Source organism: Paenibacillus sp. MMO-58 (genome assembly GCF_037146255.1).
Classification (GTDB): domain Bacteria; phylum Bacillota; class Bacilli; order Paenibacillales; family Paenibacillaceae; genus Pristimantibacillus.
In genome coordinates this window covers 899,911-917,275 of the sequence record NZ_JBBCVY010000001.1, presented here as the reverse complement: position 1 = coordinate 917,275, position 17,365 = coordinate 899,911, and the positions used below count along the sequence as shown (strand labels likewise).

General features: G+C 49.5%; 21 protein-coding genes. 3 read left to right on the top strand and 18 right to left on the bottom strand.

Annotation, left to right across the window (positions count from 1 at the left end):
* Positions 1-5: 5 nt before the first annotated feature.
* From der to WFJ73_RS04155, 15 genes are all read right to left on the bottom strand, one after another.
* Entirely contained in the window at positions 6-1,328 is a 1,323-nt protein-coding gene (gene der, locus WFJ73_RS04225) for a ribosome biogenesis GTPase Der (RefSeq protein WP_336771838.1), read from the bottom strand.
* 80 nt (positions 1,329-1,408) lie between these two features.
* Positions 1,409-1,588: a capping complex subunit for YIEGIA gene (locus WFJ73_RS04220; protein WP_127494205.1), complete on the bottom strand. Its 180-nt coding sequence runs from the start codon at positions 1,586-1,588 to the stop codon at positions 1,409-1,411.
* A complete protein-coding gene (locus tag WFJ73_RS04215; RefSeq protein ID WP_336771837.1) occupies positions 1,581-2,495 on the bottom strand; it encodes a YIEGIA family protein in 915 nt (304 codons plus the stop codon). The genes WFJ73_RS04220 and WFJ73_RS04215 overlap by 8 nt, the downstream gene beginning before the upstream one ends.
* Positions 2,492-3,100: a YphA family membrane protein gene (locus WFJ73_RS04210; protein ID WP_336771836.1), complete on the bottom strand. Its 609-nt coding sequence runs from the start codon at positions 3,098-3,100 to the stop codon at positions 2,492-2,494. Before WFJ73_RS04210 ends, WFJ73_RS04215 begins: the two co-directional genes overlap by 4 nt.
* Before the next feature lie 177 nt (positions 3,101-3,277).
* The gene (gene rpsA, locus WFJ73_RS04205) at positions 3,278-4,516 is read right to left on the bottom strand and encodes a 30S ribosomal protein S1 (protein WP_336771835.1); all 1,239 of its coding nucleotides are present in this window, start codon (positions 4,514-4,516) and stop codon (positions 3,278-3,280) included.
* A 78-nt stretch (positions 4,517-4,594) separates the two neighbouring features.
* Positions 4,595-5,170 carry a lysophospholipid acyltransferase family protein gene (locus WFJ73_RS04200; RefSeq protein WP_336771834.1) on the bottom strand — a complete coding sequence of 192 codons (576 nt, stop codon included), beginning with the start codon at positions 5,168-5,170 and terminating at the stop codon, positions 4,595-4,597.
* 4 nt (positions 5,171-5,174) lie between these two features.
* On the bottom strand, positions 5,175-5,879 hold the full coding sequence (gene cmk, locus WFJ73_RS04195) for a (d)CMP kinase (protein WP_336771833.1): 705 nt from the start codon (positions 5,877-5,879) through the stop codon (positions 5,175-5,177).
* A 334-nt stretch (positions 5,880-6,213) separates the two neighbouring features.
* Positions 6,214-6,396 carry a hypothetical protein gene (locus WFJ73_RS04190; RefSeq protein ID WP_336771832.1) on the bottom strand — a complete coding sequence of 61 codons (183 nt, stop codon included), beginning with the start codon at positions 6,394-6,396 and terminating at the stop codon, positions 6,214-6,216.
* A gap of 67 nt (positions 6,397-6,463) precedes the next feature.
* Positions 6,464-7,117 carry a flagellar brake protein gene (locus WFJ73_RS04185; protein ID WP_336771831.1) on the bottom strand — a complete coding sequence of 218 codons (654 nt, stop codon included), beginning with the start codon at positions 7,115-7,117 and terminating at the stop codon, positions 6,464-6,466.
* 60 nt (positions 7,118-7,177) lie between these two features.
* The gene (ypeB, locus tag WFJ73_RS04180; protein WP_336771830.1) at positions 7,178-8,536 is read right to left on the bottom strand and encodes a germination protein YpeB; all 1,359 of its coding nucleotides are present in this window, start codon (positions 8,534-8,536) and stop codon (positions 7,178-7,180) included.
* Positions 8,537-8,609: 73 nt separating this feature from the next.
* A complete protein-coding gene (locus tag WFJ73_RS04175) occupies positions 8,610-8,765 on the bottom strand; it encodes a hypothetical protein (protein ID WP_336771829.1) in 156 nt (51 codons plus the stop codon).
* A gap of 52 nt (positions 8,766-8,817) precedes the next feature.
* Positions 8,818-9,516 (bottom strand): glutamic-type intramembrane protease PrsW, encoded by a 699-nt coding sequence (prsW, locus tag WFJ73_RS04170; protein ID WP_336771828.1) that lies wholly within the window; start codon positions 9,514-9,516, stop codon positions 8,818-8,820.
* 46 nt (positions 9,517-9,562) lie between these two features.
* Positions 9,563-10,807, bottom strand: a complete 1,245-nt coding sequence (locus WFJ73_RS04165) for a Glu/Leu/Phe/Val family dehydrogenase (RefSeq protein ID WP_336771827.1) — start codon at positions 10,805-10,807, stop codon at positions 9,563-9,565.
* 137 nt (positions 10,808-10,944) lie between these two features.
* The gene (locus tag WFJ73_RS04160) at positions 10,945-11,559 is read right to left on the bottom strand and encodes a genetic competence negative regulator (RefSeq protein WP_015843976.1); all 615 of its coding nucleotides are present in this window, start codon (positions 11,557-11,559) and stop codon (positions 10,945-10,947) included.
* Positions 11,560-11,761: 202 nt separating this feature from the next.
* Entirely contained in the window at positions 11,762-12,127 is a 366-nt protein-coding gene (locus tag WFJ73_RS04155) for a hypothetical protein (protein WP_336771826.1), read from the bottom strand.
* A 128-nt stretch (positions 12,128-12,255) separates the two neighbouring features.
* Here WFJ73_RS04155 and WFJ73_RS04150 point away from each other — a divergent pair, with 128 nt between their 5' ends.
* Entirely contained in the window at positions 12,256-13,122 is an 867-nt protein-coding gene (locus WFJ73_RS04150) for a polysaccharide deacetylase family protein (RefSeq protein WP_336771825.1), read from the top strand.
* On the opposite strand, the gene WFJ73_RS04145 is transcribed toward WFJ73_RS04150, so the two are convergent.
* The gene (locus WFJ73_RS04145; RefSeq protein ID WP_336771824.1) at positions 13,112-13,345 is read right to left on the bottom strand and encodes a hypothetical protein; all 234 of its coding nucleotides are present in this window, start codon (positions 13,343-13,345) and stop codon (positions 13,112-13,114) included. The two genes, WFJ73_RS04150 and WFJ73_RS04145, sit on opposite strands and share 11 nt — an antisense overlap.
* Positions 13,342-13,944, bottom strand: coding sequence for a CPBP family intramembrane glutamic endopeptidase (locus tag WFJ73_RS04140; protein ID WP_336771823.1), 603 nt, complete (start codon positions 13,942-13,944; stop codon positions 13,342-13,344). Before WFJ73_RS04140 ends, WFJ73_RS04145 begins: the two co-directional genes overlap by 4 nt.
* Before the next feature lie 105 nt (positions 13,945-14,049).
* On the opposite strand from WFJ73_RS04140, the gene WFJ73_RS04135 reads away from it, so the two are divergent.
* The gene (locus WFJ73_RS04135; RefSeq protein ID WP_336771822.1) at positions 14,050-14,955 is read left to right on the top strand and encodes a hypothetical protein; all 906 of its coding nucleotides are present in this window, start codon (positions 14,050-14,052) and stop codon (positions 14,953-14,955) included.
* Positions 14,956-14,966: 11 nt separating this feature from the next.
* Here the strand turns inward: WFJ73_RS04135 and WFJ73_RS04130 are convergent, their stop codons facing one another.
* Entirely contained in the window at positions 14,967-15,293 is a 327-nt protein-coding gene (locus tag WFJ73_RS04130; protein ID WP_336771821.1) for a rhodanese-like domain-containing protein, read from the bottom strand.
* A gap of 389 nt (positions 15,294-15,682) precedes the next feature.
* Between WFJ73_RS04130 and serA the strand changes: the two genes are divergently transcribed.
* Entirely contained in the window at positions 15,683-17,275 is a 1,593-nt protein-coding gene (gene serA, locus WFJ73_RS04125) for a phosphoglycerate dehydrogenase (protein ID WP_336771820.1), read from the top strand.
* Positions 17,276-17,365: the final 90 nt, after the last annotated feature.

The following is a 17,365-nucleotide window of genomic DNA, read 5'->3' as shown; positions in this document are numbered from 1 at the left end:
CTCCCCTAATCTTCATCCGATTTCTTTCTTGTGAACAAACGGACAGGCGTTCCTTCAAAATCAAATGCCGCGCGGATCTTGTTCTCGAGGTACCGCTCGTACGAGAAGTGCATCATCTCCGGATTGTTAACGAAGATAACGATGGTCGGCGGCTTCGTCGCAACTTGGGTCACGTAATTGATTTTGAGACGCTTGCCTTTATCCGTCGGAGGCGGATTGTAAGCAACCGCGTCAGACACGACATCGTTAAGCAGATGGGTCTGAATACGCATGGCATGCTGTTCCGATACATGATTTACGACTGGCAGCAGCTTGTGCAAGCGCTGTTTTGTCTTCGCAGACAAAAAGACGATTGGCGCGTAAGTCATAAACAGGAAATGGTCGCGGATATTTTGCGTGAACTCCTGCATGGTCTTGTCATCCTTCTCGACAACATCCCATTTGTTCACGACAAAGATCGAAGCCTTGCCCGCTTCATGCGCATAACCGGCGATATGCTTATCCTGCTCGATGATGCCTTCCTCGCCATTAATCAGAACGAGCACAACATCGGCACGCTCGATTGCTTTTAACGCGCGCATTACGCTGTATTTCTCCGTAGACTCGTAAACCTTGCCGCGCTTGCGCATGCCGGCCGTGTCGATCAGCACATACTTCTGACCGTCACGCTCGAACGGCGTATCGATCGCGTCGCGGGTAGTTCCGGCAACGTTGCTGACGATAACACGCTCTTCCCCAAGCAGCGCGTTAACAAGCGACGATTTGCCGACGTTCGGGCGGCCGATCAAGGCTACGCGGATAACATCGTCGTCATAGCCGTCTTCCTCAAGCTCAGGAAGCTTTTCAATCGCCGCATCCAGCATGTCGCCGATTCCAAGGCCATGCGAGCCGGATACCGCAATCGGAGTACCGAAGCCCAAGCCGTAAAATTCGTAAATTTCGTCCATCCGGTTCAGGTTGTCCACTTTGTTGACAGCGAGAACAACCGGCTTATGGGAACGGAACAGCATTTGCGCCACTTCGTCATCCGCATGCGTAACGCCTGTTTTCGCGTCGCACATAAAGATAATGACGTCCGCTTCCTCAATAGCAAGCTCCGCTTGCATGCGGACGGATTTCATAATTTCATCTTCGCCATCAATTTCAATACCGCCTGTATCAACGATGCTGAATGCTTTACCATTCCATTCTCCTGGGCTATAAAGACGGTCCCGGGTTACGCCCGGTTTATCTTCAACAATTGCCAGCCGATCGCCAACCACCCGATTAAAAATGGTGGATTTGCCCACATTCGGGCGACCAACTATTGCAATAACGGGTCTTGCCATAGGTCAATGCTCACTCCTTCAGAAATACTCACGACTATCATCATAGCAAAAAACAACGTTCTTGGCGAACTTTTCATCTTTTAATGATGGTTTACAATGACAATCGTGCCGTTTTTCAGGTCGTGCGCGCTGGCATCCAATATTTTTTCGAGCAGGAAGGCGGTCTGCTGCATCGCTTTCTCATCCGGTTCAATAAATATAGGCGCGCCGCCGCCGACCTTCTCGTGCTGAGTGGTTACAACCGCGATGATCTTAGCCATTGTTCGGAGCCTCCTTATTAACCGAAGCTTCCGTAGGCATGCGGACGGCAGACTCCAGGATCGGCACCTTGTTGATAATCTGGAGCGCTTTGGACATATCTCTCTCCTGCGGCAGGAAAAATACGGCAAGACGTCCGTCCTTCATATCAAGCTTGGCCATCGGAATAAGCGCCGGCTCTCCGTCATCCCGGTAAACGCCAAGAATCGTGGACAGATCGTACAGGATTGCCTGCCTTTGACCCAGATTGCCGATCGTTACTTTGCCATTGGGATTATAGGGAGTCAAAATAAAGCCCATTCCTCGCTCCTTGATGATCTCCTGATTCGACTGTAGGCCAACGTTCATGATATAAATGTCCCCGACGAACAGGTCCGGACCGTCAACCCGAACCTCCGCCCCCTCCGTGCGGCAAATGTGGGATATCGTTTTGCCCGATTTCAGAAATCTGACAAAGAGCAAGGATAGAATTCCGCCGGCAAAGCCTAAATAGATGTTCCAAATGATTGAGAACAAGCTTGTTACCAAAGCCGTCATTATAACTAGATAGTTTCGTCCCTCGAACACCATGGCAATGCCCTCAATGTAAGTGGAGCCTCGGCTGACAAGCTCAAGTTCGTCGATTTTGGTCAAGGTATCTCTTTCCATCTTTCTCACATCGCGGAATTGCTGGGCGGCCAGCGACAGGAAGGTAATCGCCGTGTAGTCCTTGTTATAGAGAGCGGGGACGGCAACTGCTCCTAGCGCAGCGGCAATGACGCCAAGGGAGATATGGATAATCCGTCCATGGGGATAAGTCGGGTACTGCCTGTAATCGGTTGTCAGCATAAGAAGCCGTGATACAATGCCAAATACAATTCCGAGCAGTACGCCTAACAGCATTTTGTGCTCCACAAGATAAGCATTCATTCGGGTGAGCTTCCTCCTTTATTCCGCCAGGGGATGGCTATAAATCGTGTAACGCCGGTGCGCACGAGCAAGAACAGTAAGCTGATCAAGCGTGCAGCGACAAATGCAATCCAGATGCTGTCCCACCACTGCAGCGAACCGACGGACGCCTCGTAAACCCCTCGCTGCAGCAAGGCATGAACAAGCTCTGCTGCAGCGCCGGCATACAGCAGTACGGTTAATTGATGCTGCCCCTTGGAAGAGAAGGCCGCTGCCAGCAAGCCGGCAACAACTGGACCGTCAAGCAGCGGATCAAGCCAGAAGAACACAGGGTCAACGCTGTACATCTTCCTCACGCTGCCCCAGATCATGCCGGCTAGCAAGGCACAGATAAGAAGATAGCCGCGCGAATCCCATACAAGCGGCCCTCGCATCGCAAGCAGGCTGATCAGCATAAGCAGGATCGTACCCGCAAAAACATGAAGTTGTATGGATCCAAGCCGGAAAGTTTCTTGTATCGGTTGAAGTACCGCACACGCGGCAAGTGTAAGAAAGACCCATCTTCTATGCTTAATCGTTAATCCGACGAAATCCGACCAGCCCGTGGATATTAAGATAAAAGCCATTAACATAATCCAGATTGAAATATATCCGGCATTCACTTGCAGAATCACCTCTCGTTGACCTATTATGCTCCAAATAAAAGGGGCTATTCCCGTATTTGACAATTCGGGAATAGAAAAAGAGGCTTTTCCTGATTAGCACCTAATCAGGAAAAGCCTCTTTATTACGTCGATATTAAATTATTTCAATTTGCTCAGCTTATCGCCGAAACGCTCAGCCAGCGAATAGCTCATGCTGGAGCTGTTCAAGCTGACATTCGGGTTATTGCCCAGATCTTCTGGCTTAACCTGAGGAGTACGCTCGCGTTGAGGTCTGCCCGATTTAGGAGCTTGCTCAGCAGCAGCCGGCTGCTCAGGAGCTTCTTCCGTTTCTTTGATGCTCAGGCTTACGCGTTTTTCGGCAGGGTTGAAATCAAGCACTTTCGCTTGCACTTCTTGGCCCTCTTTCAGAACTTCGAAAGGAGTTGCGATGTGACGGTGAGCGATTTGCGAGATGTGCACGAGGCCTTCAACGCCCGGAGCGATTTCTACAAATGCGCCGAAAGTAACAAGACGGCGAACCGTACCCGTTACGATGTCGCCAACGTTGAATTGGCCGGCAGTGGATTCCCAAGGACCTGGTTGAGCCGCTTTGATGCTCAGGCTGATTTTGCCTGCCGCTGGATCAACTTTAAGTACTTTAACGGTAACCTTTTGGCCTTCGGATACTACATCCTTCGGATGAGCAACATGCTGCCAGGACAGCTCGGATACGTGAACCAGACCGTCAATGCCGCCGATATCCACGAAAGCGCCAAACGGAGTCAGGCGTTGCACAGTACCTTCCAGTTGCGCGCCAACTTGCAGGCCTGCAATGACTTGTTGTTTGTTTTGCTCGAACTCAGCGTCCAGCACGTCTTTTGCCGACAGGATCACTTTGTTGTTCTCGCGGTCGATTTCTTTCACTTTAACGCGGAGCGTACGGCCTTTGTAATCGCTGAAATCTTCAACGAAATGACGCTCTACCATGGAAGCAGGAATGAAGCCGCGTACGCCAACGTCAGCCACGAGGCCGCCTTTAACAACGTCAGCAACCGCTACTTCGAATACTTCTCCGCTTTCGAAACGGCTTTGCAGAGCGTCCCAAGCGCGCTCGCCGTCGATCAGACGCTTCGACAGAACAAGCTTTTCTTTCTCGTCGTCGATGCTGACAACTTTCAGTTCAACCTCTTGGCCAACTTGAACGGCATCGTTTGCGTTATCCAGTTGCACCGCGGAAAGCTCGCGAACCGGAATGACGCCGTCATATTTATATCCAAGGCTTACATAAGCTTGGTTATCATCGATTTTGATGATTGTACCTTTTACAGTATCGCCTTTTTTCAAGGACACAAAGTTGTCCATTGCTGCTTGGTCTTGAACATTGATTTCTTCTGACATGGAAATAACCTCCTCAATTCATACCCCAACTTTATTTAAATCCGCTTTCACGATGAAAAGCAGTATTTAAAACACCTGTTATTTGTTCTTCTCAATCATCTCATAAATGCGAGACATAATGGCATCCGTAATAAGGTCCAGCTTATCCGGCGAAGATTCATTTATGATAGCAGAAATATCAACCGGTTTGCCGTAGAAAACTCTCATTTTACGGAAAAGCTTGTAATGGCCCACTACCGCTACGGGGATAATTGCCGCGCCGCTGCGGTAAGCAATCATCGCTGCGCCCTTCTTTGCCGCGACTCCGTCGCTGTTGCGCGTGCCCTCCGGAAAAATCCCCATCACTTTTCCTTCGCCAAGAAGGTTAAGCGCGGAGCGGATCGCATCCTTGCCGACGCCCCGTTTTACGGGAAAGGCGCCCCAAGCCCTAATCAAAGGTCCAAATACCGGAATCTTGAACAACTCGGCTTTGGCCATATAATGAACCTTGCGCGGCACTCTAATGCCGACAGCAGGAGGATCAAGCAGGCTGATATGGTTGGAACACAGGATAACGGATCCTTCTCTCGGAATATTCTCCAATCCCCGGACTTCAAGGCGGAACAATAATCCGTAGAGGACATTAAACACTGCTTTGAAAATACCATATAACATTAGTTTACTTCGCCTCCGCCAATTTGGTTCGGCTTAATTTCACAATGGAAGCCGCAACTTCATCGATTGACATCGACGTACTGTCCAGAACAATTGCGTCCTTCGCGCAAATGAGCGGTGAAATCTCGCGTTGCTCATCCAGGCGGTCGCGTTCCGCGATTTCCCGTTCAAGCTGCTCCAAGGTAATCGACTGCGTTCCCGCAATCTCCTTGTATCGCCGCTGTGCACGTTCTTGTACGGATGCGGTGAGGAAAATTTTCAGTTCAGCGTTCGGCAGCACGTGCGACCCGATATCCCGGCCGTCCATGACAACGCCTTTGCGCTGTGCCAATTGACGCTGAAGCTTGCTAAGCAGATCTCTTACGGTTTCATTTGCTGCGATATGCGAAACGGCAAGCGTGACTTCCCTGGAACGGATCAGATCCGTTATATTCTCGCCATTCAAGAAGACGGCTTGACCTTTCTCACCCGGCGCCAGCTTGATATCCAGCGTCCTGGCGTGCTCGGCCAGTCTTTCATTGTCCCGTGGCTCGATTCCCGCCCTCTGGGCACTTAGTGTAACAGCCCGATACATCGCGCCCGTATCGATATAGATATAATCTAGCTGTTCGGCAACCTTGCGTGCGACCGTACTCTTGCCTGCACCGGCAGGACCGTCTATCGCAATGTTGATTCGGTCGCTGTCACCGTCTTGCTGCATCACCAACATTCTACCTCCTCAAAAGAATTAACACACTGGCAGCCCGCTTCAGGCTGTTCGTGTTGATTCTTGCATCGATAGCCTAAGCTTAATCAAACGGCTGGCCGAATGCTGATGCGGGCTTCTGCTTCTCAGGCATTAAACGGCTTGGCCGGTCCAAAAAGGCCGTAGCCCATTTGTAAATAACCGGGAATATGTATCATTTCCGGCGAATTCCAAGAAAAACTTAGAATTTCAAGAAAAAAGCAGGCACCGCCTGCGATCGTGAAAATTATACCACACAATATACGCAGATGCAAAAACGGCAATTGCCCAAAACCGTTGTTTCTTGGGGCTTAACAAGCTAACGGTAAGCTTCGCCTTCCCAATGCTCGACGGCTGTCACCCAGTGTCGAACCGTGTCATTTTGAAGCGTAATTTGCGCTAATACCACGCCGATTATAAGTATAAAAGCAAATCGGACCAGCCGTTTCGACACGGCATCCATTTGCTTTTTCAACTCTTCTTCATCCTCTGCAATCCGCATCGCGGCTCCCATCCTTTTCCTGTCTTTTCAGAATAGGATGCGTATCCGGAGTCTACTTTATGCAGCGTTATCTTCCGCGGAATTCCAGCTGTCTTTCGAAGCAGAATCTGATTATTTTTTGACGTTCGCTGTCGCTGATGGCAATAAATTTGCACATGACCTGCTTGCGTCCCGTTGCGAGATCAACTACCCTTACAACCTCCGCCTTGAAGGAGGCATGCTCAAGCGTCCCGTTCTTATAGGGAATCAGCAGCCAGCAGTCCATTTCCATGCCGGACGTTATCGACCACTTCCCGTCGCATAGGAAGGAAATCCCTCCTCCGCCTACATCGTCGGTAACCGTGACGAAGCGGATATTGCCCGACAGGTTTACGGCGATCTCAAGATCAGCGGACACGCGAAGGAAATGCCGGCGCTGAATCTTCGTAATCCGTTCGGGATCAGGCTTGCGGATCTTGATCAGCTTAACGACATCATCCCGGAAGCCAATCACATGCGAATCGAAATAATGCTTTATCCCGTCATCGGATACATAATAAACCGACAGCTCGTCCCCCAAATAAAGCCGTTTCATCCGACCCGATGTTATATTAAGTGGATTCTCGATAAGTAAACCGTCTTCCAGCTCATCCGCAATTCTCGCTTTGTATTCTACAGCTGCCTCTTCTTCATCAGCAGACGCGATCTCGAAAAACAACATTTGGTTTACTCTAGGCAACAATTGGCTCCCCTCCCATATTGGTGTTTATTATAACACGTCAATTTGAGGGGAGCCATATCGTTATTTGCCGGAACTTGTCCGTTTGTCGAGCGGTGACAGCTCTTCGATCGCTTCTTCGACACCGTTCTCCGCATTGATGTAAATCCGGTAATCGCTGCCGTTAATGCTGCCCAAAAATTCATAACATAATGTTTCTTCGCCCAATTCGTTTGTGATCAAGGCCATCTGGTCATTTGCTACCTTGAATTCCGGGTTTAACGCTTTGCGTGCTTCCGCTTTGGACAACTTTGCTTTCGGAATGCTGCGCTTATGCTGCTCATACACGTAGTCATTCGCCTGAAGACCCACCGCTTCCCCATTATCCAGCGCGACCTTGACGGTGAGCTTCTCCGGATAGATAAGAACGCCGTTTTGCGTGCTGACAAAAGTAAAGGCGCCCGTATTATCGAACATGTTGTAGCTGACTGCTCTCATGCCTTTTATACCATGGTCATCCAAGAACTTCTCAGCAGAAGCTTGCGCCTCTCTCTGATCAATCTTTTTCTCCCCGATATCCCGGGAATCCATAAACCAGATCAGCTTGCCGCCTCTTTGCGTATAATCCATCTGAAGCTTTCGACCGGACTTCGGCTCGGTTACCGTAGCGGAGTAAGAAGAATACTCCGTGCCTTTGCCGTTTTCCACCACGCGGATTTCCTCCGGCTCACGGCCGAGGAACTCGATTACGTTCTTCTTCACGTCCTCCGCCGTAACCATGCTGCCGCTAAGCATATTGATGGTACGCTTCTGGTACATGCTTGCGACCGAAGGACCCCAGTTGATTTCAGGGTACTCGCTTACCTTCTTGTCCACCGTTTTGAACCCGTCGATAATGGTATTGTCATTTGGCGAATTCTGCTTGGCAAGAGCTACCTCAACATCCATCCAGCGCAGATGATCGCTCAGCACCTTCTCCTGCATTTTATACAAATCCTTGGAGATATCCTCCGACTTGGCATACAACGTCTTCAGCGTCTTGAATTCGTCTTGGGACAGAGGTTGCTTGGATAAATCCCTTACGGAAGTTTTGTAGGCGAAATTGGAGATGTGCGACAAGAAATCTTCCGCTTCGTTGAAAGGCAGCATTGTCAAAGGAAGCTGGTTGATTTCGTTTTGCGCTTGACTTGTCAGGCGCCACACGTTAACAAGCCCTTTGCGATGGTAGCTTTGGGAGGTGGAATTGACCGCCAGCGTGTTGCCAAGCTGCTGATGCAGCTGCTCGACATGATAGGTGAGATCATGGAAAGCACGCTGGTATTGGTTTTCGGCCTTTATGAGAATCGAGTTTTTCTCTTGGTGCTCTTGATATCCCCAATACACTGAGCCGATTAAGAAAAGCGTCATGATGGGGAACAACACCGCGCTTAAACGTCTATACATAACAAAAAAGCTCCTTTCTTCTGCAAAACCTAGCGTTAGTTTGGTTTGCCGAAGGGAGCTTTATGCATCTGTGTCAAATGCTGTGTTCCTCGATATCGAGGTCGTTTGTATTGTTGCAAATACATTGCTTGAAGCCGGTGTCGATCATTCCTTTTTCCCGTCTGCCGCGAAGAACAAACTTCTCGCCGCATACGTTGCACCGGATCGTTACCTTAATTCTCGGTTCCATTCCTTGCCTCCGTCATTTTAACAATTATTACTAATCATTATAGACGAAAGGCTTACAGTTTAACCTCATCCTCGCGGCTGATGAAGCGGAACGGCGAGCGTGAATTGGCACGATTCATCTTACGAAGTCCCCACACCCACAAGGCCACCATAAACGGGATGATGACATAAATCCAATTGGTCTTGAACGAGATCATAATGTAGTCGTACGTTCCGTGCAGCAGCAGCGGAAGTCCTAACGAAATCGCCAAATAAATATTGCGCTTGGAAGAAGTAGCGAACTTCGCCTTGCCGACGTAATAACCCATCATGACGCCAAACAGCGCATGCCCGGAGACGGGCAGCAGCGCGCGCATGAGCAGAGTTCCGAACGTGGACGGCGAGTAAATCGCGTACAATACATTCTCCAGCGTTGCAAAGCCGAGCGAGATCGAAGCCGCGTAAACAATCCCGTCATACGGCTCGTCGAACTCCGTGTGGTTGTAAATCATATGGTAAAGCACGAACCATTTCAGAAATTCCTCAATGCCGGCCGACTCCACAAAAGAGAACAGCATGGGCTGATGGTCGCCGAACCATAGCTGCAGCCCGCGCTGGATAACTACTATCGGCACGACAATGAGGACGCCGAGCAGAAACATGCGAACGACCATATGAATCGGCTCTGCGTCGTAACGGTCCTTCAGATACAAATACGTAAGCAACGATATACCCGGGGCCACCGCGGCAGTCAGCACAGAAAACAATAGCAATTCGATGTTTCACCTCCCAGGCATCCGGCGGCTGCGCAGCCGCCGGTTACACCCAGCCGCGATAACGCACCGCCTCTGCCATTTTGCGTACGCCTGCCATATAGGCGGCAAGCCGCATGTTCACATTTCTTGATTTATGAATCTCATATACTTGGTTAAAGCCGCGAATCATCATGACGCGCAGCCGGTCATCCACCTCTTGTTCATCCCAGTAAAAGCCCTGATTGTTCTGGACCCATTCGAAATAAGAAACGATAACCCCTCCGGCGCTTGCCAGAACATCCGGAACAAGAAGAATTCCCCGTTCGGTTAAAATCCTTGTCGCTTCGAGTGTCGTTGGGCCATTAGCCGCTTCTACGACAATGGTCGCCTTGATGCGCGGAGCATTATCCTCCGTAATCTGATTCTCGATGGCAGCCGGAACAAGCACGTCGCATTCCAGCTCGAGCAGGTCGGTGTTGGAGATCGTCTGGTGGAATAGATTCGTTACATTGCCGAAGGAATCTCTACGATCGAGCAAGTAAGGAATATCTAATCCATCTTCATTATACAACGCTCCGTTCACATCGGATATACCAATTACGCGCGCACCGGCCTCATGCATGAATTTGGCAAGGTAACTTCCGGCATTGCCGAAGCCTTGAATGACAATTCTTGCCTTATTCAACTCTATGCCTTTAAGGGCCAGCGCCTCATGAATCATAATAACAACGCCGCGTGCCGTAGCCGTCTCCCGTCCTCTGGAGCCGCCGAGCACGATTGGCTTGCCGGTAATAAAACCTGGAGAGTCGAATTCCCTAATCCGGCTGTACTCATCCAGCATCCATGCCATAATTTGCGAATTCGTCATGACATCCGGAGCCGGGATGTCTTTCGTCGGACCCACAATCTGGCTGACGGCACGAACATATCCGCGGCTGAGCCGTTCCAGCTCCCCAAAAGACATTTTTCTGGGATCGCAGATAACTCCGCCTTTTCCTCCGCCATAAGGCAGATCGGCGATTCCGCATTTCAAGCTCATCCAGATGGATAACGCCTTTACTTCATTCTCCGTTACGGCCGGATGGAAGCGGACACCGCCTTTTGTTGGACCAACCGCATCGTTATGCTGAGCCCGGTAACCGGTAAACACCTTGGTCTTCCCATCATCCATCTTCACGGGTATCCTGACGCTCAAAATACGCATCGGTTCCTTCAAGAGTTCAATCATATCTTCTTTATAGCCAAGCTTCAATAGGGCTTCTTCAATAACTACCTGTGTTGATAGGAGGACATCATTGTTATCCGCCATAATTTCAAATTCACCCGCCTTTGTCTACTTGTAATATGAGCGTGTATACATCACGATATTCCAAAAGGGGGCCAGAACATGCAAGAAGAGCACCGGCAGACAATATTGTCTGCCGATGCTCCACATTCATGTGCTGCTCAATTATAGAAATGAGTGCAAATTTCCCGGACAGCTTGAGATGGCATAATAACCTTGCCGTACTCCTCCAGCATCGCGTAGGTAACGGATGTCGCTTCTCCGTATTCGGCAAGCAGCGCGATAACCGCGTTATGGCGCGCCGTCTCGATCAAAGCCGGTTCAAGGGCCAGGATCCATTTTCCGTTGTAGGAATACAAGCGTCCATCCTCAGTAAGCGAAGCTGCCTGGAGCTGTTTGCATACATTAATGACATCCTCAAAATCCCGGAATGAATACATCACGATATCGCTCTGCTCCATCGTAACTTCCATCTCGTATATCTCGTCTTCCGTGTCTTCATCATCGGTTGCCCGTTCATCGGAATGACCGTTCATCTTGCCACGGGTGACAATCACCACCATACCTTGGGCGGGGAGTGCAAACACTTCGACCGCAAGAGGGCCGCTGGCATCGAAACCAAGTTCACTGTATGCTTGTTCCATCATTTCACTGAATAGATCGTGTACTTTGGGAATTTCGCGCCACATGTCCTCCTTCTGGATCCCACGCTCGAGCAGGTCGTCGAACGTCAGGAAAATCCGTATCTTGTCCTGACTAAGCCGTTCGATTTTCATGACAGGATCCCTCCTCTGCAGCATCTGTTGTAAACAGCGTATGAAATTTTTAGCAGGATGTGATCAAAATGATCAAATCGTACTATGTAATTACTTTAACATGTATGTCCCCGGATTGCACCTAAAATAGGCAAAAAAAGAATCGCTTGTGCCGCGCTAGGCTTGAAGCGCGTACATCAACCGATTCTAAAAACAGCTTCATTTAATGCGGCTTGAAAGACGATTCCGCCATGATCTGGCTCGCCTGCTCCTTAAGTCCGGGATCGTTGTTGATCAGCTGCTCAACCTGCTCCCAGCCTCCTCCTTGCTTTCCGGCGGTATCGTCTGAATGCTTTGGGGCCATATTGCTGGCCGCCATAGCTTTATTCATTCCTCGTCTCATCATCATCGATGCGGCACTTCTGCCAATGGATGAGCATGCGCCCGCAAGCGAGCTGGATGCCCACGCCGCCATACCTGGTCTTTTGCGTGATACGTACACGGCTGCCGCTAGTCCTGCGACGGCGCCTAACACAAACCCGCCGATTCTCATGGCTTTCGTTACCTCCTTCGGGGATAGTTGCAACATATATTTTCTCCCTCAAAACCTGCGGCATCCTCCACAAATTAAGGAAAGCGAAAATAGGAATCGGTACCGCGTGTTATGGTAATATGGTCTTAGACAATCCAACAATTGACAACAAGGCGGGAATAACAATGACGAAAACAACGATGAATACGATCTATGCCGTTTTTGCCCTTACAGCCCTATTGACCTCTTGCGGTTCACCATCCAAAACGACCGCCGGAAACGAGAACGCACTGCCTTCTGCCAGTTCGGCAGCCGCTCAGTCGCATTCGAGCCAGCAGATATCTCATTCCCCTGAAACCCCAGCACTTTCGGCAACTCCCGCGGCAGAGCCAAGCCCTTCTCCCAAGGTCATAGCACCTCTGTATAAAATGACTAAAGCCTACCGGTTCGTCCCTATTGACGAGACAACAGCATCTAAAAAGGCCGTGTTACTTACCTTTGACGATGCTCCTCATAATGAAGAGGTAATAAAGAGCCTGCTCGATACCTTGGACAAGCATAAGGCAAAAGCGATTTTTTTCGTTAACGGCTATCGAGTGAAGCAGCATCCCGAACTGTTGAAGCTGATCCATGACCGCGGACAGACGATCGGCAATCATTCCTGGGATCATATCGATCTTAAGAAAGAAGAGCCTGGCAAGGTGGAGTCGCAAATTGCGGATGTTCAAGCAGAGGTCAAAGCCATAATCGGCAAAGAACCGAGATTCTTCCGGCCGCCTTACGGGTCCGGCGGAGACACGGTTAAGGAAGCAGCAAAAAACCACGGCATGCTGTTCATGACGTGGTCGAATGGTTCACTGGATTGGGAGCAGAAAGCTCCCGGCGATCCGGACAAAGTAATCGGCAATGTGCTGGAGCAGCTTCATCCCGGCGCCAATATTCTGATGCACGAATTAAAATGGACGGCTGCCGCGCTCGACGGCTTGCTCGCAAAGCTTGAGGATAAGGGGTATTCCTTTATAGATCCCGAGACGATTCAGGTCAGTCCGTAAACCGGACGCCATACCAGAACAGCCCTGCCACCAGACAAACGAATAATAAAAATAATACATTATAATACCATTTGGTCACTTTATATGAACTGGAAGGGTGTACTTTACGTCTAGGCGGCAGCGCCTCTGCATTCGTGTCGGTCGCGATGCCAGGCTGAACTTCCGCCTGTTCATGTTGTCTTCTTCCTCTTGAGCTACCGAATTTCTCCACTCTGCTCATCACTGCTCTGTTTGCTCCCTCCTAAATCGGATAATCAGCCCCATAATGAAATCCACCAGGAAATGCGCAACAATCGGTGCCCACAAGGTACCTGACTGAATATAAATCCAGCCTAACCCATAGCTGATCGAAAAGACAAGACCCGTTGGGATCCAATGCTTCAAATAACGGACATGAATGGCCGCAAAAATAATGCTTGTCCAATAAGGTCCAAAGGAGTGCTGCACAGCCCCCCGGAACAATAGTTCTTCGCAAATGGCAACCACTAACGAAATAACGGCAATATGCCACACCGGTCTGTTCTTGAATATCCGTTCATTAATACCGCCGTCATCGGTTGCTTCCTCCGGTACCCATCTGGAAATCAGCAGGTCAACCGCAATGACGGCGGCGCCTAGTCCCAGTCCCCACCATAAAAAAGAGAGGCTGTCAGGAAATTGTAACAACAGAAATGGATTGGAACGCTGAAATAATGCCCACACCAAACCGATAATAATAGTAATCGCTTGCGTAACGTAAAGATTTACTAGCAGCATGCGGTCGTCAATCTCATCGACGGATAGTTGACGCACGCGGATATTACGGAGATCGAATTTTTTCATAGCTTCCCGCCTGTCTAAGAAGGTCATATTTCCTTTTATGATCATTTCACCTATACTGATAGGGCACAAACGACGGCATATCTAATACATAGAAGGAGATTTGTGATGGAGAAACGTTTACCTCGTTCCGCAATGATATTTAGTTTGGGGTTTGTCTTTATGCTCGTCTGCGCGGTTGGTGCATTCTTCTACGGCGTAAAGCTCGGAACGTCCAAAACGGAAACCAAGTACGAAATGAAAGAATTGCAGGCGGCAGCGGTTCAAAAAAGCAGCCCCTATCAGCAGCAGGATCTTGTCTCTTTCTATCATACCGTATTTTTGTCTTACCGTGAATTTCAATCCGAATGGGATGATGCGATGGACGACTTCGCGAAAGGCCAAGGCGGCAGCGCTTCATCTACCTTGAAAAATTTAGCGGAGCTCGCTCATTCTAAAAGAACCGCGGCTTCCTCTTTCGATATGCAGAAGTCCCCGCTTCTCGGCGATGCCCAAACGAATTATATCAGAAGTCTGGAGCAATTCGAACAGGCCGCGAAAGCAGCGGCTGCAAGCTCGAAATCGACGGATAATTCCAAGCTTCAAAGCAGCATTGAGCAATTAGGTTCCTACCGGTCTGCAGTCAAGCAAGCACTGGCTGCCCAACAAGCGTACTACACCGCCATGATGAAATGGGGAGCAACGGTTGAACCAAACATCCCTGCTAATTATACAATGCCTAAGGTAATCGAAATCAACAAATGGTCAAGCCTGCCCTTGATCGTAAAAAACAAGCTGATGGCGGATCAATTGGCTTCGCGTCAGCAATTCACTGCTTATTATCCGCAGGATCTGACAAGCCGCATCGATGATTTTATCGCTTCCGGCCAGGCCGCAAAGCTCAATTTGAAGACGGTATCCGCGATTGCAGATCTGCTGATTGATACGGAAGCCGTCCGAAGCGGCGACTTCACCGAGAATCGCTCGAAGCTCTACAATAAAGATCTTCTGCCTCAGCTTCCGTTCTTCTCTTAACTTACGCTTCTTTAATCGTATTGAAACCCTTGTAACGAGGCTATCGCAGCCATTCCGCCTGTAACATTGTGGAGGTTGCCGTAGCCTTGTTCTTCTAAATAATTGCAAACGGCCGCACTGCGTACCCCATGCGCGCATACTATATATAACGGTTTGTCGTCCGAAATGGTTCCGAGACTGTAGGGGATCGTATTCATGGGTATTAACCGTGATGATTCCAAATGATAATAATCCCATTCAAAAGTTTCGCGTACGTCGATGATTTGCTCCGGTTCAATCTGTCCGTCCGCAAGCATCTGCAGCAATAGCTCCGGATCCAATTCCTTCCACTCAATCAATGCCTTTCTCTCCCCTGACCTGTTAATATCTCTTGCAATGCTTTGAATCATAACGAAAATTTCACATTTGATCAAGTTTATACATTGCATTTGTCCACCACCTTGCTATAAAATAATAACGGTTGTCCATATCGGTTTAATCACGTTTCGTATTGATATAAAGCGTGCATTTTTTCACACATCGGAGACAACAACTGCCATTTACGATTGCCCGCAATTAAGACGAACCTCTCGTCCGGCTCGCTCTCGTTACTGTGCCGGGACGGGGTTTTTTGTTTTAGCAACAAACGATTTGAATACAAATGGACGTGAAGTGCCGACATATCGGGCAGACCCCAGTTTGCTCCTTATGTCGGCACTTCACAAAAATTTTAGGAGGCAATCTACATATGTTTAAAGTGTTAGTATCGGATCCCATCAGTGATCTGGGCATTCAACAGCTTGTAGACGCAGATGATGTAGCAGTCGACAAAAAGCCCGGACTAAGCGAAGACGAATTGGTGAGCATTATCGGCGAATACGATGCCCTGCTCGTGCGCAGCCAAACACGCGTAACACCGCGCATTATGGAAGCAGGCAAGCAGCTGAAGGTTGTAGGCCGCGCAGGCGTTGGCGTAGACAATATCGATTTGGAAGCAGCGACGCAACGCGGTATTATCGTTATCAATGCACCAGACGGCAATACGATTACAACCTGTGAGCATACGTTTGCCATGATGATGGCGGTTGCCCGTCACATCCCGCAAGCCTACCTGAAAACGGTTGGCGGCGTTTGGGACCGTAAATCGTTCCTTGGCGTTGAGCTTCGCAACAAAACCCTTGGCGTTCTTGGCATGGGCCGTATCGGCAGCGAAGTTGCAAAACGCGCGAAAGCATTTGGCATGGAAATTATGGGTTACGACCCGTTCATGACGGAAGAGCGTGCAGAGAAGCTTGGCATTAAGCTGGCTACTGTTGACGAAATCGTTCGCAACGCCGACTTCATGACGGTCCATACTCCGCTTACTCCGGAAACTCGTCACATGATCGGCAAAAAGCAATTCGAAGTCATGAAGCCAGGCATGCGCATTATCAACTGTGCGCGCGGCGGTATCATCGACGAGCTTGCCCTTGTTGAAGCAATCGATGCCGGCATCGTAGCCGGCGCTGCATTTGACGTATTTGAAGTGGAGCCTCCAACAGAAGACCATCCATTCCTGAAGCATCCTAAAATTATCGTAACACCGCATCTTGGCGCTTCCACGGTTGAAGCTCAAGAGAACGTGGCAATCGACGTATCGGAGCAAGTCTTGCACATCCTGCGCAATGAACCGTTCAGCAATGCGGTTAACATGCCTCCTATCCCGGCTAACCTGCAAAGCAAGCTGCAGCCGTACTACTCGCTTGGCGAGAAACTCGGCAGCCTGGTTGCGCAAATCACGGAGGGTGCCGTACAGGAAATTACCGTACGTTACTCCGGCGAGCTTGCGGAGGTAGATACTCAGCCGTTGACTCGTTACATTGTAAAAGGCGTGCTCTCGCATCACCTTGGCTCTGACCAAGTAAACGTCGTTAACTCGATGCACCTTGCCAAAGTTCGTGATTTGAATATCGTACAGCAAAAATCCCAGGCTTCCAAAGACTTTACGAACCTGGTAACGGTATCGCTCCGCACGAAACAAGAAGAGCGTATCGTAGCTGGCACGCTGCTTACCGGATACGGCGAGCGCGTTGTTCAAATCGACAAGTTCCCTGTTGACGTTACGCCGGAAGGCAACCTGATCCTGATCTCGCACAACGATAAACCGGGCATCATCGGACGCGTTGGTACGCTTCTTGGCAACAACGACGTGAACATCGCTACGATGCAAGTAGGTCGTCAACTGGTTGGCGGTTCCGCGATCATGGTTCTTACTGTTGATAAAAACGCAGGCAAAGACATCCTTGAACAATTGACTAGCCTGCCTGAACTGAATACAGCAAAAGAAATTACATTGTTCTAATAGAGAAAAACGCCGGGCATGAAGCTGAAATCAGCTGATGCCCGGCGTTTTTATTTGCCTTTTTATTTATAGGAGAGACGTATGCCGTAA

Bases quoted from the DNA above. Each gene is read 5' to 3' on its own strand.
- der (WP_336771838.1), bottom strand. From the start codon at position 1,328: ATGGCAAGACCCGTTATTGCAATAGTTGGTCGCCCGAATGTGGGCAAA.
- WFJ73_RS04220 (WP_127494205.1), bottom strand. From the start codon at position 1,588: ATGGCTAAGATCATCGCGGTTGTAACCACTCAGCACGAGAAGGTCGGC.
- WFJ73_RS04215 (WP_336771837.1), bottom strand. From the start codon at position 2,495: ATGAATGCTTATCTTGTGGAGCACAAAATGCTGTTAGGCGTACTGCTC.
- WFJ73_RS04210 (WP_336771836.1), bottom strand. From the start codon at position 3,100: ATGGCTTTTATCTTAATATCCACGGGCTGGTCGGATTTCGTCGGATTA.
- rpsA (WP_336771835.1), bottom strand. From the start codon at position 4,516: ATGTCAGAAGAAATCAATGTTCAAGACCAAGCAGCAATGGACAACTTT.
- WFJ73_RS04200 (WP_336771834.1), bottom strand. From the start codon at position 5,170: ATGTTATATGGTATTTTCAAAGCAGTGTTTAATGTCCTCTACGGATTA.
- cmk (WP_336771833.1), bottom strand. From the start codon at position 5,879: ATGTTGGTGATGCAGCAAGACGGTGACAGCGACCGAATCAACATTGCG.
- WFJ73_RS04190 (WP_336771832.1), bottom strand. From the start codon at position 6,396: ATGCGGATTGCAGAGGATGAAGAAGAGTTGAAAAAGCAAATGGATGCC.
- ypeB (WP_336771830.1), bottom strand. From the start codon at position 8,536: ATGTATAGACGTTTAAGCGCGGTGTTGTTCCCCATCATGACGCTTTTC.
- WFJ73_RS04175 (WP_336771829.1), bottom strand. From the start codon at position 8,765: ATGGAACCGAGAATTAAGGTAACGATCCGGTGCAACGTATGCGGCGAG.
- WFJ73_RS04165 (WP_336771827.1), bottom strand. From the start codon at position 10,807: ATGGCGGATAACAATGATGTCCTCCTATCAACACAGGTAGTTATTGAA.
- WFJ73_RS04160 (WP_015843976.1), bottom strand. From the start codon at position 11,559: ATGAAAATCGAACGGCTTAGTCAGGACAAGATACGGATTTTCCTGACG.
- WFJ73_RS04155 (WP_336771826.1), bottom strand. From the start codon at position 12,127: ATGTTGCAACTATCCCCGAAGGAGGTAACGAAAGCCATGAGAATCGGC.
- WFJ73_RS04150 (WP_336771825.1), top strand. From the start codon at position 12,256: ATGACGAAAACAACGATGAATACGATCTATGCCGTTTTTGCCCTTACA.
- WFJ73_RS04140 (WP_336771823.1), bottom strand. From the start codon at position 13,944: ATGAAAAAATTCGATCTCCGTAATATCCGCGTGCGTCAACTATCCGTC.
- WFJ73_RS04135 (WP_336771822.1), top strand. From the start codon at position 14,050: ATGGAGAAACGTTTACCTCGTTCCGCAATGATATTTAGTTTGGGGTTT.
- serA (WP_336771820.1), top strand. From the start codon at position 15,683: ATGTTTAAAGTGTTAGTATCGGATCCCATCAGTGATCTGGGCATTCAA.